The organism is Helicobacter rodentium ATCC 700285 (assembly GCF_000687535.1).
Lineage (GTDB): Bacteria > Campylobacterota > Campylobacteria > Campylobacterales > Helicobacteraceae > Helicobacter_D > Helicobacter_D rodentium.
Map to the genome: position 1 here is coordinate 84,440 of NZ_JHWC01000002.1, position 14,055 is coordinate 98,494.

The following is a 14,055-nucleotide window of genomic DNA, read 5'->3' on the forward strand; positions in this document are numbered from 1 at the left end:
AAAATTCCTAATGCCTGTAAATTTCTGGATATTGGTTTTTAAATTTCTTATGAAACCATAGCCATTCTTTAGGATTTTCGCGAATTATTTTTTCCAAAATATCGCTTTGCAGTTGAGTTAGATTTTGAATATCGTCTTGCAAATTTTCTGTTTTTTGAAATTCTAGCGGAGGAAGTATTTTGATAATAATTTTGCGATAATCTTGAGAATAAGAAGCAAAGGCATGCACGATTTTGGCGTCATATTTGAGAGCCAAAATAGAGGCGATGGGTGTATGGCGGACATTTTTATCAAAGAATTTGACGAGCAATCCTTCGCTATTTGCGGTATTTTGGTCTGTTACGATTCCAACTGCATTGCTTTTGTTTAGGGCTTTGACTAACCCTAGCATTGCACCTTGTTTGTCTAGGATTTTTACTTGAAACTTTGAACGCGTTTTGATGAGATAAGCGTTAATTAAGGCACTTGGTGTCATTCTTGCTACTGCGACAATCGGGTGATTGAAAGTGCAGGTAAAAGCGGGTGTGGTATATTCCCAATTTCCATAGTGTGCTGTTGTGAAAATAATTTTTTCTCCCTTTTGAAGTAGGGATTCAATGATTTCTCCATTCTCAAAACAAGTTGTTTTTAAAATATGCTCTTTGTTGCTCACTGCCAACATAAAAAAACTAATGGAATTATAAACAAGATTGAGATAATTTATTTTTAGAATTTCTCGCTTTTTGGAATCCTCTAAGGCATTATTGTAAGCAAAATTCAAGTTAGCCATTAAATCAAATTTGCGTCTGGAATCTAGGCAGTAGAGGATAAATGCGATTCCTTTAGCAAATCCAAGCCGCAAACAATGGGGCATAAATAAGAAGAAATATCCCAAAGCTTTAAGACTAGAAAAAAAAGCCATTTCTTTAAGGAACAACAAAGGCTTCATTTGTTTTCCTTTGAAGCATTTAAGAGATGCAATGCAAGTTTAGAAACCTCTAAAGGTGCGATTGTGCGGATACTAAAGTCGTCCTTTTGGTAGTTTGCATCCGGATTTGCGCTTAAAAAAAGGTTTTGCTTGGTGTAAAGATTGAATCGGCTAGGAGGCGTTGCGCCAAAGAGTGTGATAGAGGGACATTTAAAAGCCCAAGCAAGATGTGTAATGCCCGTGTCTCCACCAATGACTAAATCCATTTGCGTGATAAGGCTTTTGATTTGGTTTAAATTCAAGTTTTGAATCGTCTGGAATTGTGCATTTTTGGGGTTTAGAATCTCTAGTTTTTCGCGACTTAGAAAAAGTGGCGTACAATGCTGTGCATTCAAAAGGAGTGCAAGTTCTACAAAGTGTTCTAAGGGATATGTTTTGTTTGGTTTAGAAGTCTCTAGCACACAAAGAATCTTTTTGCCTTGGGGCAAATCAAAAGGTGGGCAATCTTGAAAACCTAGAAAGATTTTTGGGTTTTTCAAGGTTTCTAGGGTTGGAATATTTAAAGAAAATGCACTGAATGCTAAAGTTGCATTGCGTAATAAAATATGCTCTCCATAAGGAATTGGGATTTTTTGGTGATAAAATAGTGTTGCAAGAGATTCTTTTGCACTTTGGAATCCGACAATTTGATTTGTTTTAAGGCATTTACTAAGAAAAGCGGATTTTAATAAGCCCTGCAAATCCAAAACAATATCATACGATTCTTGCCTAAGCGTAGAGTAAATGGCTTTTAAGCGATGAAAGTTTTTGGATTGAATGGATTGTTTAAGAGGGATTGGAATCAATTTGTCAATGTAGGGAGAATTTTCTAAAATTTCACTAAAAAGACTATCTGCATACCAATGCAAGGTTGTTTGGTAGGTTTTGTTTAAATCCTCTAAAAGCAAAGGCAAGACGCTTGCGCTATGGATAATGTCCCCCATAGCACTTAAGCGAACGATAGCAATTTTAAGAGGAGTTTTCATTGGCTAGTTTGATATTTTTGAATCCAAAAAAGCAATTTCCACAATTTGGCTTGGAAGGATTAGTTTGGTGATTTGTTCGCGCACGAGATAAGAAAATTTAGAATGTGTAATTTGCAGTGTTAAACCCTTGGGGCTTGAATAAAAGGCAAAATCAAAATCTTTTGGGGCTTGATTTTGACTTAAAATTTCACAAAGTCCAACAAAGAAACTAAGAATCCTAAGGGTTGTAATATCAGGCAATAAATCTGCATAGGGCAAAGAATCTGGAATTTTTTTAGAGGCAAATCGCACAAGAGTAGCAATTAATAAGCGGTCTTTATGACTTAAGCCATAGCTTAAAGCGTTGAATAAAATGTAGTTGCCGTGCCGACTTTTTTCATAAAAATTAAGTGCGACCCCGATATTGCATAGTTCTGCGCTAATGCACAAATGTGGCTGATAGGAATCGCTGACTAATTGATGTTTTTTTTGGGATTCAAAAAGCCTTAATGCTAAAGTCTTTTGTAGATTGGATTGCTTAAAATCACTGATAAAGCGGTCCTTTAAATTTCTCACGCTCGGATTGAAATTAGGAGGAAAATGTCCATTTTCATAACGCAGAAGGTCATTTAGAAAAACTCCCTCGCGCACCCCAACTCCGCTTGTGATAATATGTTTGGCTTCAAAATTAAGCAATGCTAGGTGAAAAATTAATGCACCACCTTGAATCGAATCAATCCTATCTTCTTTGATTCCAAGTTTAGGCAATTCCAATGGGTTGGTTGTGTAAATTTGATGAAAAAGATTAGCGTGTGCGTGGAAATCGTATTCAAAAGCGTGAAGGGTATCTAGTGGATAATCCGTTTGTTTTTGAATAACCTTGCTAAGAGCCCTTGCAGTTCCTCCAATTCCAAAAATGCGTTGATGTTTGAAGTGAGAGGGAAGATTAGCAAGGGTTTGCTGCACAAAATCGATTGCGCCTTTCAAGTCCCCTTTATCAAAAAATAATTCTTTTAAACGAATCGTTCCCAAATTCAATGAGATTTTATCAATAATTTTGAAATTTTCTATTAATGCACATTCTGTGCTACCCCCTCCAATATCAATTGTGAGACCTTCGTTGTAGGGCAAAAGATTAAGCGCACTTAATGCGCCAAAATAAGCTTCTTGCTCTCCGCTAATGACTTTGATTTTCAATCCAATTTCTCTTGCGAGTTTTAAAAAATCCGCTTTATTGGGCGCATCACGTACTGCTGAGGTTGCAACACATAGAATTTTGCGCGCCTTATGTAATTTTGCAATCCATAGAAAATCCTTTAACGCACAGATTGCACGCTCCATAGGTGTAGGTTGTAAATAGCCTTGATGTTCATAAGTGGATTCAGAGATTCTAACTTTGCTTTTGGTTTCATAAAGTAAATGGAATCCCAAATGACTCGTTTTTTTAAAAATCGCCATTCTAGCAGAGTTAGAACCAATATCAATAATTGCAGTAATTTGTGCCACTTTTTGCCTTAATCTTCTTGGTGAAGTTGAGAATGTTTAAACTTTAATTCTTCCAAAGTCTCTACATTATCTGGGTCTGATATAATCGCATCTACCGGACAAACAGAAAGACAAGCTGGTTCGTCATAGAATCCATAACATTCTGTGCAACGTTCTGGGTCAATCGTGTAGTTAGGGTCTCCCTCTTCAATCGCTTCGTTTGGGCATTCTTCGCGACAAGCATCACAGGCAATGCATTCTTCATTAATCATTAAGGACATAATTTCTCCATAATCTATCAAATTTAAAATGAGGTTTTTAACTAAAAAATTCTAAAGAATAACTTAAATATCATAAAATTAAAATCTTTGCGTCCAATGCTTGGAGGTGTTGCGTTTGATTTTGAAGTTCTTGCGGAATCTTGCTTAAGATAATTTTGTTTTTTGGAATCATTGGGAGAAGGGTGAAGTTGCCATTTAAATCCAAAATATCTGCTTTGGCAAAAATGGATTTAGTTAAATCCTCTTTGGATTCTATGCGAAAGATTCTCTCCAAGCCAATTTTTAGTGCGTAATCACTCAAATCTTTAAGTTCTTTTTGTGTTAAAAATTGAGGATAAAAAACAATACCATCTGTGCCATACACAAGGGATTCTAGTAGCTGGTAAGAATCCAAGATTAAAAAATCATAAACCAAAGGAATAGAAACATAGCGTCTAAGGTAAGTTAAATATTCTAGGGATTCTATGAAAAATCCACTCGCTTGATTTTCGTAATATTTTGCAGTTTGCAAAAATTCAGTTTGTGCTTTGGAAAGTAAATTTTGTGAGAAATAATATAGATTTTTGGGAGTAAAATCTATACTTTTCTTTAGGCTTCCATATAAGGGGCGCGGTTGATAGGGGGTATAGGCAAGTGCGCGTCCAAGCCATTCTTGAGGAAAGCTTTGCTTTTTTTTGCGAAGAGTTTGTTTGATTTTTGTGATTTCATTTTCACTAAAAGTGCGCAAGTTTAAGCCTTAAAAGCTGATTTCTTTAATGTCTGCAATTTCTAAAAAAGCTTTATAGATTTTTGCAATTAAATGTTTGCGATTGTTTTTAAAATCCTCATCAGGCGCATTGACTAGCACCTTATCAAAGAACCTATCTAGGATTGGGCTAAGTTGCAGCAAAGATTCTAAACGCGCAGAGTAATCCTCGCCCTTTAAAACACAAGCATTAAAGGCTTGATAAAGCTCTATCTCTTCTTGAGCAAGTAATTTATGCTCTTTAATTTCCAAAGCAGAATTCAAATTCACTTCTTTTGTGATATTTGCAAGTCTTTTGAATGTTTGTGATAAGAGGTTTTTGTCTTGATTTTTAAGGGTGGAATCTAGCGCGACAAGTTTTTGGAATATTTGCACCAAATCCCTCTCGCCTGTGGCTAAAACCGCACGCAATAAAGAAGTATTAAATTCCAATGTGGAATCCAATCTCTCTAAAATAAAATTTTCAAGAGATTCCAAATTAAAGGATTGATAAAGGGGGGCAAGTTTCTCTAAAGTGGTTTTTAGGTTAAAGGGTAAGTTAAAATGTAAGATGATTTTAATTACCCCATTTGCTGCTCTACGCAACGCAAAAGGGTCTCTTGAGCCACTTGGAATCTTAGCAACACTAAAAAGCCCCATTAAGTTATCTAGCTTATAAGCAAGAGCAACCAGTGCGCTAATGAGGTTAGATGGCAATACGCTTTCCTCGGAGTTTGGTAAATATTGCTCTTTGATTGCAAGTGCCACTCTATCATCATAGCGCAAAGCCTTTGCATAATAATAGCCCATAATGCCCTGTAATTCTGTGAATTCATATACCATTTCACTCATCAAATCTGCTTTGCTTAATGTCGTAGCCTGTTCTAAGATTTCAGTAAGAAGTGCGAGATTTGGTTCGATTTCTGTAAGCTGTTGTTCAAAGAGTTGGCTTAAAATCTGGATAATTTTGCGTTCTCGTGTTGTTTTATCCCACATAGAACCTAAGCCTTCTACAAAGATAACTTCTTTAAGTCGTTCAGGCTGAAAACCTGCTTTTAAATCGTTATGATAGAAAAAGAGTGCGTCCTCTAAACGCGCACGAAGCACTTTGATATTACCTTCTATAATTGCTTTAGAATCCTGTGCTAAACTATTAGAAACAAGCACAAATCCATTATAAAGCCGCTCCCCTTGATAGGTGGCAAAATAACGTTGATTGACTTTCATTGAAGTAATAATGCAGGGTGCTGGAATTTCTAAAAAATGTTCGCTAAATTCACCAAAAAGTGCAGTTGGATATTCTGTAATGCTTATAATTTCTTCTAATAATTCTGAATCCAATTCAACTTTAATGCCCTTTGTGTCTTCAATTTGTTGAATCTCTGCTAAAATTTTTTCTTTGCGTTTATTTTGATCTAAAATAACACCATTGTGGCATAAAATATCAAAATAATTTGGGATATTCTGAATATCATAAGGTTCAAAACTTATGTTGCGATGCACAAAAGTTTGCGCTTTGCTTTCTACTCCATAGAGATTTAGAGGGACAAGTTTATTATCCAACAAACATAAAATCCAAGAAATTGGACGAATGAAAGATTCCTTTAGGCTACCCCAACGCATTGTTTTGCCAAAATGTAATGATTCCAAAAAGTCTTTGATGATTTGCTCTAAAAGGTTGATTGCTGGAATTTGCGGTGCTTGTTTTTGGCAATACAAAATCTCTTTCCCTTCTTTTGTTATTGTGCTTACTTCTTCTTTGGTGATCCCACATTTTTTAAAGAATCCCAATGCGGCTGGAGTGGGCGCATTGTCTTTATAGGCAATGCTTAAGGGTGGTCCAAAAAACTCCAATGTTTCTTCTTGTTGAGATTTAGGAAAGTCTTGTGCAATCAGAACTAGACGTCTTGGCGTATAAAAAAAATCAAATTCACAAAGAAGTCGGTTTGCCTTTAGGACTTGTTGAAATTTACCTTTAATGTTTGGAAGCTCGGTTAAAAAAGGAATCGCAGGTAATTCCTCTGTGCCAATTTCAAGTAAAAGTGGGCTTGTATTTGATGTAGTTGCCATTATTACCTCTTAAAAAAAATTCCCAAATTGTAACAAAATAAATAGAATAAAAAGCTTTAAAATCCATAAATAATTGATTTTAGGATATAATGAATGTCATCAAATTAGCTCGGGAATAAGCAATGGAATGGTTGATGAATTGGAATGAAAATTACTCTCTTACGATTCTATTTTTTGGGCTTGCTGTTTGTTTTTTTGGCGTGATAATCTATTTGTTTTTGAATTATAAAAGACTTTTAGATAAAGTCAAGAATAAAGTGGAGCTTGAAAGCGAATTGCTAAATAAAAATATGCAAATTGAAAATTTCAGCAAAGAACTCGCTAATCAAATAGAATATGAAATCGCACAGAGATTAAAAAGCGATTATGCGTATGATTATCTATTTGAAAATAGCTCCAATGCCATTATTCTAACACAAGATGAGGACTTAAAAATTATAAAGCGTAATCACGCCGCTTTTGATTTATTTGGCAAAGAAATTTTAAATCATAATATCTTGGAGCTATTTAGCGATAAGGCGCACAAGAAATTTGTATTTGAAAAAATCGCACAACTCAAGCAGAGCAAATTGCGTCAAAATTTTCGGTTAAATTTATGTGTTTCTGATTCTGTTATTCCTGTGATTATCTCCATTTATCTTATGGGTTTTGCGCAAAAAATAACCATTTATTTTGCTTTTGTGGATATTTCAGATATTGCAAAACTAGAAGAGGAGTTGCAAAATAAACAGATTGCATTAATGCAAAAGAACAAAGAAGAAGCAATGGGAAAAATGATAGGCAATATCGCTCATCAGTGGAAGCAACCCTTAAACTCTTTATATCTTCTTTGTCAAAATCTCAAAGAAATGAATCAATTAGGGGAATTGAATAAAGAAAATTTGGAAAATTATATTCAAATAATGGCAAAACAAATCCATTTTATGTCCAATACAATGGATACATTCCGAGAATTTTACAATCCTAGCAAAAACAAAGAATGGTTTGAAGTTTATTCTACAATCAAAGAAATGTTGGATTTGTTTTATGGGCTTGTGGATAAAAGGATTCATATTAAAATGCGACCTTGTAAGGTAAAAAAGCAACTTAAAATTTATAGTAGCAAAAATGAATTGCAACAAGTGATGATTGTTTGTTTGGATAATGCAATTGAAGCAATTAAAGCACGATTAAAGAATGAAGTGATTAAAGAGGGGAAAATTTGTATTGAATGTGCGATGGAGCAAAATATTGCTGGAGCTAAGTTTTGCGTTATTCGTGTGCAAGATAATGGTGGTGGGATTCATACAGAAATTGCAAATAAAGTGTTTGAGGTATTTTTTACCACCAAAGAAAATGGTAGTGGAATGGGCTTGGCAATGGCGCAGATGATTTTGGATAAAATGGGGGGCAGAATCTTATTTGTAAATGAAAAAGAGGGAGTAGAATTTAAGATTGAGTTGCCAATGCAAACAGAAGTTGGAATTAAGACTAGCAAAGAAAATTAAGAAATAAATTCATTAATTTCTGATAAAATGATATAAAAATAGTTGGGAATTTATTAGGGAAGAATAATTATGCTAAAGACTATACGCTCTAAAATCATTGTGATGATTGTTGTATTCTTGTTAGCCCTTTTGGGAATGGTGCATTATAATTTGGCAAGTGGCTTTGACACTATTGCTAAGAGTAGTTCAACTAACGAGCTGCACCAGCTTAATGCAATGCTTTTTGAAGGTTTAAAAGTTGCGATGAATACAGGAGACCCGGAAATTATCGGTGGTTTTATTAATGGTTCTAAGAAAGTGCAAGGCATTACAAATATGGAAGTTTTCCCTTCTCAAGCTATTATTGAGTTAATGGGGTTAAAAAAGATTTACACTACGCGCCCAGAGATTTTGGAGGTTTTTAAGACTAAGAAAGAGTTGATTCAAACCTATCAAACTGAGAAAGACCAAGGGTATTTGATGGCAAAACCAATCATTGCAGAAGAGGCTTGTTTGATGTGCCATGCGACCTCTCAAGTGGGTGAAGTGTTGGGTGTGGCTGAAATGCAAATTTCAAGTCAGGAGTTAATGGATCGTTCTAGTGCAGTTCAAGTTAAGGTTATTCTTTGGATGGTGAGTGTAAGCGTTATTGCTTTGCTTGTCTTGTTGTTTTTGTTTAATCGTTGGGTATTTAATCCAATTTTGAATCTCACAAGTGTGGCTTACGACCTTTCACAAGGGGAGGGAGATTTAACGAAACGTTTGCCAATCAGAAATGAAGATGAAATTGCAAAAGCAAGTTCGTATATTAATGATTTTATCCAAAAAATTGACAATACGGTTGCAGATGCTAAAGATGCAAGTCATCAAAATATTTTGCAATCCACGCAGCTTTCTACTGCCTCTAAAGAAATTGATGAGCGGATTGAATGTTTGGTTAAGATTGTGGAACAAAGCACGAATCTTGGGAACAATATTGAATTAATGCTAAATGATTCTATGTCCTTGGTGCAAAAAAGTGCCCACGATATTCAAGAATCCGCAAATCAACTTTCTAGGACAAAGGAGCTTTTGTTGAAAGTTATCAATGAGGTGCAAAGCAATGTGGGTGTGGAACGCGATATTGCGGAACGTCTTGCACAAACTGCTCAAGAAACAGAAAAAATTAAAGATGTTTTAGCGATTATTGCGGATATTGCCGACCATACAAGTTTGCTTGCTTTAAATGCCAATATAGAAGCAGCGCGTGCAGGGGAAGCGGGGAGAGGTTTTGCGGTTGTAGCTGATGAAGTGCGAAAATTAGCAGAACGTACACAAAAAAGCTTGGGCGAGGTGAATGCGGTGGTAAATACAATTGTCCAATCTGTTTCTGATGCAAATAATGCAATGGGTGCAAATGTGCAAAATACGGTGCATATTGCAGATGCTTCAATAGAAAGCACGGAAGATTTAGAGACGAGTGTTAAATCGCTAGAAGATGCTGTGGAAGCTTCCTCGCAATCTTTACAGAAAACAAATGAGCTTTTTGGGGCAGTCAATGATATTTTAAGGCAAGTGGGCGAGGTGCAAAGGCTAACAGATGAAAATAGCAAAGCTGTGCATTTGATTGATGGAATCTCTAAGGAAATTTCTCAAAAAGCAAGTGCGCTAAATAGTCAGCTAGATTCTTTCAAGGTATAGTTTGGCTTTGGTAATATTTGACTCAAAGTCTTGAGTGGTTTTATAAATGATTATTCTAATTTGAGTTATAATTAACATAAAAGATTGAAAAAGGAGAGACAAATGCAAATTATGACAAATTCTTATTTTGGTTTGCAAAATTACTCCAATCATTTTAAAGCACAGGATTCTAAAGAAAATTCTAGCAACACAATGGAATCGCAAAATACACAATCTACTGATGAGGAATCAAAACAGAAGGACTTCACTGCTCCTGAAGCACCCAATGGTGAAAAATTAGATGAGGGCGAACAGCAATATGTGCGTGAGTTAGCTGCAATAGACGCAAATGTGCGTGCGCACGAAGCTGCGCATATAGGGGCTGGTGCGGGTGTCGTGAGTGGAGGAGCTACTTTTGGTTATACACGCGGACCGGATGGTAAAATGTATGCTACATCAGGTGAAGTGCCAATCTCTATGAAAGAAGGTAGAACGCCAGAAGAGACAATCCAAAATGCGCGTCAAATTGTATCTGCTGCAATGGCTCCTGCTGACCCAAGCCCTCAAGATTATAAAGTTGCTGCTAGTGCTGCGCAAATGGAAATACAAGCTAGAAGTGAGCAAGCAAGAGAACAAGCAGAGGAGATAAAGGAACAAACAAAAGATTCGGATAATACACAAAATACACAAGAAGTGGAATCTGCTTCCAAGAGTGCCGAGAGTGTTGCAAATCAAAATTCTTCTAATACAAATAATGCAAAATTTCAAACTTCTAACCAAGAGCAGTCCTCTAATAAGTATATTCAATATGCAATCAAGAGTTATGCTGCAAACACAACAAGTAATTCTTATACTCCAAGACTTGATATTGCTGGTTAAACTTGAATCTTGAAAACTTATTTCGCATTGGATATTGTTAAATAGATGTTTTTAAAAAGTTTTTTACAGACATTGCCTGTATTGATGGGGTATTTACCGCTTGGTATCGCCTTTGGTATCTTATTTTCCAAATTGCATTTGGCTTGGTATTTTGGTATTTTAATCGCAATTTTGATTTTTACTGGGGCGGGTCAGTTTCTGCTTGTTTCTTTGCTTGCAATTCACGCAGGATTCTTTCAAATAGCAGTCGCTTCTTTTTTGCTTAATATTCGCCATATGTTTTACTCTCTAGCTGTTACAGATGAAATCAAGAATTTTGGTATCTCCAAATATTATATTCTTTTTGGGCTTACAGATGAAACATTTGCTGTATTAAAAACAAACAAAGAAACACTCAATCTTAGCCCAAAAGAAATGGAGAAAAATTATCTCTATATTACCCTTTTTGACCATATTTATTGGATTTTGGGTTGTGCGATTGGAATCTTTTTGGGAGAGCAATTAGGATTCCAACCTCAAGGGGTGGAGTTTGCACTTACTGCACTCTTTAGTGTATTAACTTTAGCATTGTTGAAAAGTTCTAAAAACAAAAAACCTTTTTATATTGCTTTGGTTCTTGGTGTATTGGGGCTTGTTGTTTTTCCTAGTGAGCAGTTTTTGATTTTGAGTTTGGTATGTGGAATCGCTATTTTGTTGATTTTTAGAAAGTGGATTCAAAGTGCGCAGAATCTATCAAGCTCAAAAATGTCAAAGGATTAGCAATATGGAAATGCAAACAAGCGAGGAATTAAATATGTTTTATATTTTAGGAGCAATTCTAGCTGCATCTTTTGGCACGGCTTTAACAAGATTCTTGCCATTTTTTGTTTTAAGAAAGGCAAATAAATCATTATTGTTGAGTTATTTGCAGGAAACTATGCCTTTACTTATTATGACGCTTTTAGTCTTTTTTAGTTTAAAAGATACGGCTTGGAGTGAAACCTATGGGCTTTATGAAATCGGGGGAATTGCTTGTGCTGTTGTATGTTTTGTGTTTTCTAAAAATTCTGTATTAAGCATTTTTGCAGGAATTATTTTTTATATTTTTGCATTAAAAGTATTTTGAAAGGGAATTGAATGGTAAAAATTTATGGTATTAAGAATTGTGGAAGTGTTAAAAAAGCATTGAATTTTTTAAATTCCAAAAATATTCCTTATGAGTTTATAGATTTTAAGGTTGTTCCACCAACGCAGAATCTTTTAAATAATTGGTTGAAATTTGTTAGTTTAGAGACGCTATACAACAAAAAGGGGACAACTTACAAAAAACTAGGGTTAAAAGATTTGGCTTTAACGGAATCGGAGATAAAAGAATGGCTCATCAAAGAACCAATGTTAATTAAGCGTCCAGTAATTGAATGCAAAGAGGGCGTCATAGTGGGTTTTGATGAAAATTTTTATCAAAATACACAATGGTGAATTAAAAAGATGGAACTAAAAGATAAGGTTGTAATTTTCGCTCTATTGTTTTTTGGATTATTTTTTGCTGGTTGTGCTCAAAAATTAGATAATCCGCAAGAGATTGCGATTGCTTTGCCTGCGCAAGATTTAAAGGTTTTTACCCAAAAATCTCTTAGCTTAAATCAAGCAAAAAAATCTAGTTTAAAAAAGGAATATTTAGCGCATTTTTTCTCTCCTTTTAAAAGGCAGGTGCAACATAGTGCAGAGGAATTAAAATGGGGATTAAATGCAGCCTATAAGAATTTAGGTTTTGGAGAAAATTTATTGCCCTATGAGAGAGAGGAAATTGAATTGCTTGAATTTGAGGCAAATTTAGATGCTTATCCAAGCACAAAGAAGCCCGCTATTATTACACGCAATACAAACTTGCGTGTTTTGCCTACAAACAAGCCAAGATTTTATAATCCAAAGAAAGCGGGAGAGGGATTCCCTTTTGATTATTGGCAAAATTCTTCTATTTATTTGGGGACACCCGTGTTAATTACGCATTATTCGCGTTCAGGCAAATGGGCATTTGTAGAGAGTGGATTTGTCAGTGGGTGGGTTTTGAGCTTAGATGTTGGAATCTTAAATGATAATCAAATAAAGGAATTAGAGCAAACACGAGATTTTTTAGTAGTTACTCAAGATTTTACACCTATTAGAAATTACCATCAAGAATATTTAGAATCTGCGCGTATTGGAATGGTTTTGCCAATGCTTGGAAGCACTAAAAGTAAATATGAAAGTCAAATTTTCTTACGGGATTCTCGTGGCTATGCGCATTCGCTTAAAGTTATATTGAATCAAGAATCTTTTGCAAAATTTCCAATGAGTTTTTCTGGTTTAGAAGTTGCTAGTTTGGCTCAGGGAATTATGGGTGAGAAATATGGTTGGGGTGGTATGTTTGGCAATCGGGATTGCTCTATGTTTTTGCGTGATATTTTAGGTAATTTTGGATTCTATTTGCCTAGAAATTCACAGGCTCAAATGCGCTATGAAAATAAAGAAAAAAAGGATTTCGCTTTATATTTTGATTTTAACTCGCTAAACGCGGAACAAAAAATAGAATCTATTAAACAAAATGCGATTCCTTTTGGCACACTCCTTGGTATGAAAGGGCATATTATGCTTTATCTTGGGCAATTCAATGGGCAAATTTATATCCTGCACGATATTTGGGGATTAAGAACGCTACAAAATGAAACACAAGAGGGGAGAAAGATTATTGGAAAAATTGCCATTACTCCACTTGAGATTGGTAAGGATATACAAGGTATTGACCAAAAAAAATTACTAATTCATCGCATTTATGGTATGCGTAATTTGTTTTTAGAGAGTGAATTAAAGAATGCAAACCAATGAAGATAAAAAAATTATTGAATGCAAAAATGTTAAATTTTATTTTACCAAAGAGCAAATTTTGTATAATGTGAATTGGACGATTTGTGAGGGTGATTTCTGGGCAATCATTGGACCAAATGGTGGCGGCAAAAGCACATTGGCGCGTCTTTTGGTTGGATTGTTAAAGCCCACAAGTGGAGAGATAATTAAAGACAAAAATTTGCGTATTGGTTATGTCCCACAAAACACTTTTTTAAATCGCCATTTTCCTATTACAACATTGGAAGTTGTGATGATGGGATTTTTAAAACCTAGACTTTTTGGAGGGTTTTTGCCTAAAAATGCAAGAGAAATTGCAATGGAGAAGCTAAAGTGGTTGCGTATGGAATCTTATGCGGATAAAAAAATCGGTGAGCTTTCTGGAGGGCAACGTCAAAGAGTGCTAATTGCACGTGCATTGTGTGGGAATCCTAATCTTTTGATTTTAGATGAGCCAACAGCAAGTGTAGATCAAAAGAGTCAAAAAGAAATTTATGATTTATTGCGACAAATCAATCAAGAAAAGACTATAATAATGATTAGTCACGATGTATCGGTTTTGCTAGATTGTGCAAAAAAAGTTTTATATGTTAATAAAGAGGTAACAACACATAATTTGCCAAACAACATTAATATTCCTTGTGATATGAAAACAAGAGAGGAGCATTTTTGTGAGGTGGAACTTATGGGTTTGTGGAATTCTAATGGTAGGAGATGA

Annotated in this window: 14 protein-coding genes; 8 read left to right on the forward strand and 6 right to left on the reverse strand. The window is 35.1% G+C overall.

Annotated elements, in window-relative coordinates; all coding sequences use genetic code 11:
* Positions 1–7: 7 nt before the first annotated feature.
* From BS85_RS0102020 to glyS, 6 genes are all read right to left on the reverse strand, one after another.
* Positions 8–928 carry a lipid A biosynthesis lauroyl acyltransferase gene (locus BS85_RS0102020; RefSeq protein ID WP_245596262.1) on the reverse strand — a complete coding sequence of 307 codons (921 nt, stop codon included), beginning with the start codon at positions 926–928 and terminating at the stop codon, positions 8–10.
* On the reverse strand, positions 925–1,932 hold the full coding sequence (gene waaC / locus BS85_RS0102025; protein WP_026943339.1) for a lipopolysaccharide heptosyltransferase I: 1,008 nt from the start codon (positions 1,930–1,932) through the stop codon (positions 925–927). The genes BS85_RS0102020 and waaC overlap by 4 nt, the downstream gene beginning before the upstream one ends.
* Positions 1,933–1,935: 3 nt before the next feature.
* Positions 1,936–3,417 carry a Ppx/GppA phosphatase family protein gene (locus BS85_RS0102030; protein WP_026943340.1) on the reverse strand — a complete coding sequence of 494 codons (1,482 nt, stop codon included), beginning with the start codon at positions 3,415–3,417 and terminating at the stop codon, positions 1,936–1,938.
* An 8-nt stretch (positions 3,418–3,425) separates the two neighbouring features.
* Positions 3,426–3,677, reverse strand: a complete 252-nt coding sequence (locus tag BS85_RS0102035; RefSeq protein ID WP_026943341.1) for a YfhL family 4Fe-4S dicluster ferredoxin — start codon at positions 3,675–3,677, stop codon at positions 3,426–3,428.
* A 70-nt stretch (positions 3,678–3,747) separates the two neighbouring features.
* Positions 3,748–4,404, reverse strand: coding sequence for a beta/alpha barrel domain-containing protein (locus BS85_RS0102040; protein ID WP_026943342.1), 657 nt, complete (start codon positions 4,402–4,404; stop codon positions 3,748–3,750).
* A 9-nt stretch (positions 4,405–4,413) separates the two neighbouring features.
* Positions 4,414–6,471, reverse strand: a complete 2,058-nt coding sequence (glyS, locus tag BS85_RS0102045; RefSeq protein WP_034550958.1) for a glycine--tRNA ligase subunit beta — start codon at positions 6,469–6,471, stop codon at positions 4,414–4,416.
* A 134-nt stretch (positions 6,472–6,605) separates the two neighbouring features.
* Here glyS and BS85_RS10045 point away from each other — a divergent pair, with 134 nt between their 5' ends.
* The 8 genes from BS85_RS10045 to BS85_RS0102085 all read left to right on the forward strand — a co-directional run bounded on the left by BS85_RS10045 (position 6,606) and on the right by BS85_RS0102085 (position 14,055).
* Positions 6,606–7,958, forward strand: coding sequence for a PAS domain-containing sensor histidine kinase (locus BS85_RS10045; protein WP_245596263.1), 1,353 nt, complete (start codon positions 6,606–6,608; stop codon positions 7,956–7,958).
* Between the two features lie 69 nt (positions 7,959–8,027).
* Positions 8,028–9,617 (forward strand): methyl-accepting chemotaxis protein, encoded by a 1,590-nt coding sequence (locus BS85_RS0102055; RefSeq protein ID WP_026943344.1) that lies wholly within the window; start codon positions 8,028–8,030, stop codon positions 9,615–9,617.
* Positions 9,618–9,719: 102 nt separating this feature from the next.
* A complete protein-coding gene (locus BS85_RS0102060) occupies positions 9,720–10,475 on the forward strand; it encodes a putative metalloprotease CJM1_0395 family protein (RefSeq protein ID WP_026943345.1) in 756 nt (251 codons plus the stop codon).
* A 45-nt stretch (positions 10,476–10,520) separates the two neighbouring features.
* Positions 10,521–11,234 carry an AzlC family ABC transporter permease gene (locus tag BS85_RS0102065; RefSeq protein WP_026943346.1) on the forward strand — a complete coding sequence of 238 codons (714 nt, stop codon included), beginning with the start codon at positions 10,521–10,523 and terminating at the stop codon, positions 11,232–11,234.
* A gap of 4 nt (positions 11,235–11,238) precedes the next feature.
* A complete protein-coding gene (locus BS85_RS0102070) occupies positions 11,239–11,580 on the forward strand; it encodes a branched-chain amino acid transporter permease (protein ID WP_051604633.1) in 342 nt (113 codons plus the stop codon).
* 11 nt (positions 11,581–11,591) lie between these two features.
* Positions 11,592–11,933 (forward strand): arsenate reductase family protein, encoded by a 342-nt coding sequence (locus BS85_RS0102075; protein ID WP_026943348.1) that lies wholly within the window; start codon positions 11,592–11,594, stop codon positions 11,931–11,933.
* Between the two features lie 9 nt (positions 11,934–11,942).
* Complete coding sequence (locus BS85_RS0102080) at positions 11,943–13,319, forward strand: SH3 domain-containing C40 family peptidase (RefSeq protein WP_051604634.1); 1,377 nt, start codon at positions 11,943–11,945, stop codon at positions 13,317–13,319.
* Complete coding sequence (locus tag BS85_RS0102085; protein WP_026943350.1) at positions 13,306–14,055, forward strand: metal ABC transporter ATP-binding protein; 750 nt, start codon at positions 13,306–13,308, stop codon at positions 14,053–14,055. The genes BS85_RS0102080 and BS85_RS0102085 overlap by 14 nt, the downstream gene beginning before the upstream one ends.

Excerpts from the sequence above, each read along its gene's own strand:
- waaC (WP_026943339.1), bottom strand. The coding sequence starts at position 1,932 with ATGAAAACTCCTCTTAAAATTGCTATCGTTCGCTTAAGTGCTATGGGG.
- BS85_RS10045 (WP_245596263.1), top strand. The coding sequence starts at position 6,606 with ATGAATTGGAATGAAAATTACTCTCTTACGATTCTATTTTTTGGGCTT.
- glyS (WP_034550958.1), bottom strand. The coding sequence starts at position 6,471 with ATGGCAACTACATCAAATACAAGCCCACTTTTACTTGAAATTGGCACA.
- BS85_RS0102055 (WP_026943344.1), top strand. The coding sequence starts at position 8,028 with ATGCTAAAGACTATACGCTCTAAAATCATTGTGATGATTGTTGTATTC.
- BS85_RS0102085 (WP_026943350.1), top strand. The coding sequence starts at position 13,306 with ATGCAAACCAATGAAGATAAAAAAATTATTGAATGCAAAAATGTTAAA.
- BS85_RS0102035 (WP_026943341.1), bottom strand. The coding sequence starts at position 3,677 with ATGTCCTTAATGATTAATGAAGAATGCATTGCCTGTGATGCTTGTCGC.
- BS85_RS0102020 (WP_245596262.1), bottom strand. The coding sequence starts at position 928 with ATGAAGCCTTTGTTGTTCCTTAAAGAAATGGCTTTTTTTTCTAGTCTT.
- BS85_RS0102070 (WP_051604633.1), top strand. The coding sequence starts at position 11,239 with ATGGAAATGCAAACAAGCGAGGAATTAAATATGTTTTATATTTTAGGA.
- BS85_RS0102065 (WP_026943346.1), top strand. The coding sequence starts at position 10,521 with ATGTTTTTAAAAAGTTTTTTACAGACATTGCCTGTATTGATGGGGTAT.
- BS85_RS0102080 (WP_051604634.1), top strand. The coding sequence starts at position 11,943 with ATGGAACTAAAAGATAAGGTTGTAATTTTCGCTCTATTGTTTTTTGGA.
- BS85_RS0102060 (WP_026943345.1), top strand. The coding sequence starts at position 9,720 with ATGCAAATTATGACAAATTCTTATTTTGGTTTGCAAAATTACTCCAAT.
- BS85_RS0102075 (WP_026943348.1), top strand. The coding sequence starts at position 11,592 with ATGGTAAAAATTTATGGTATTAAGAATTGTGGAAGTGTTAAAAAAGCA.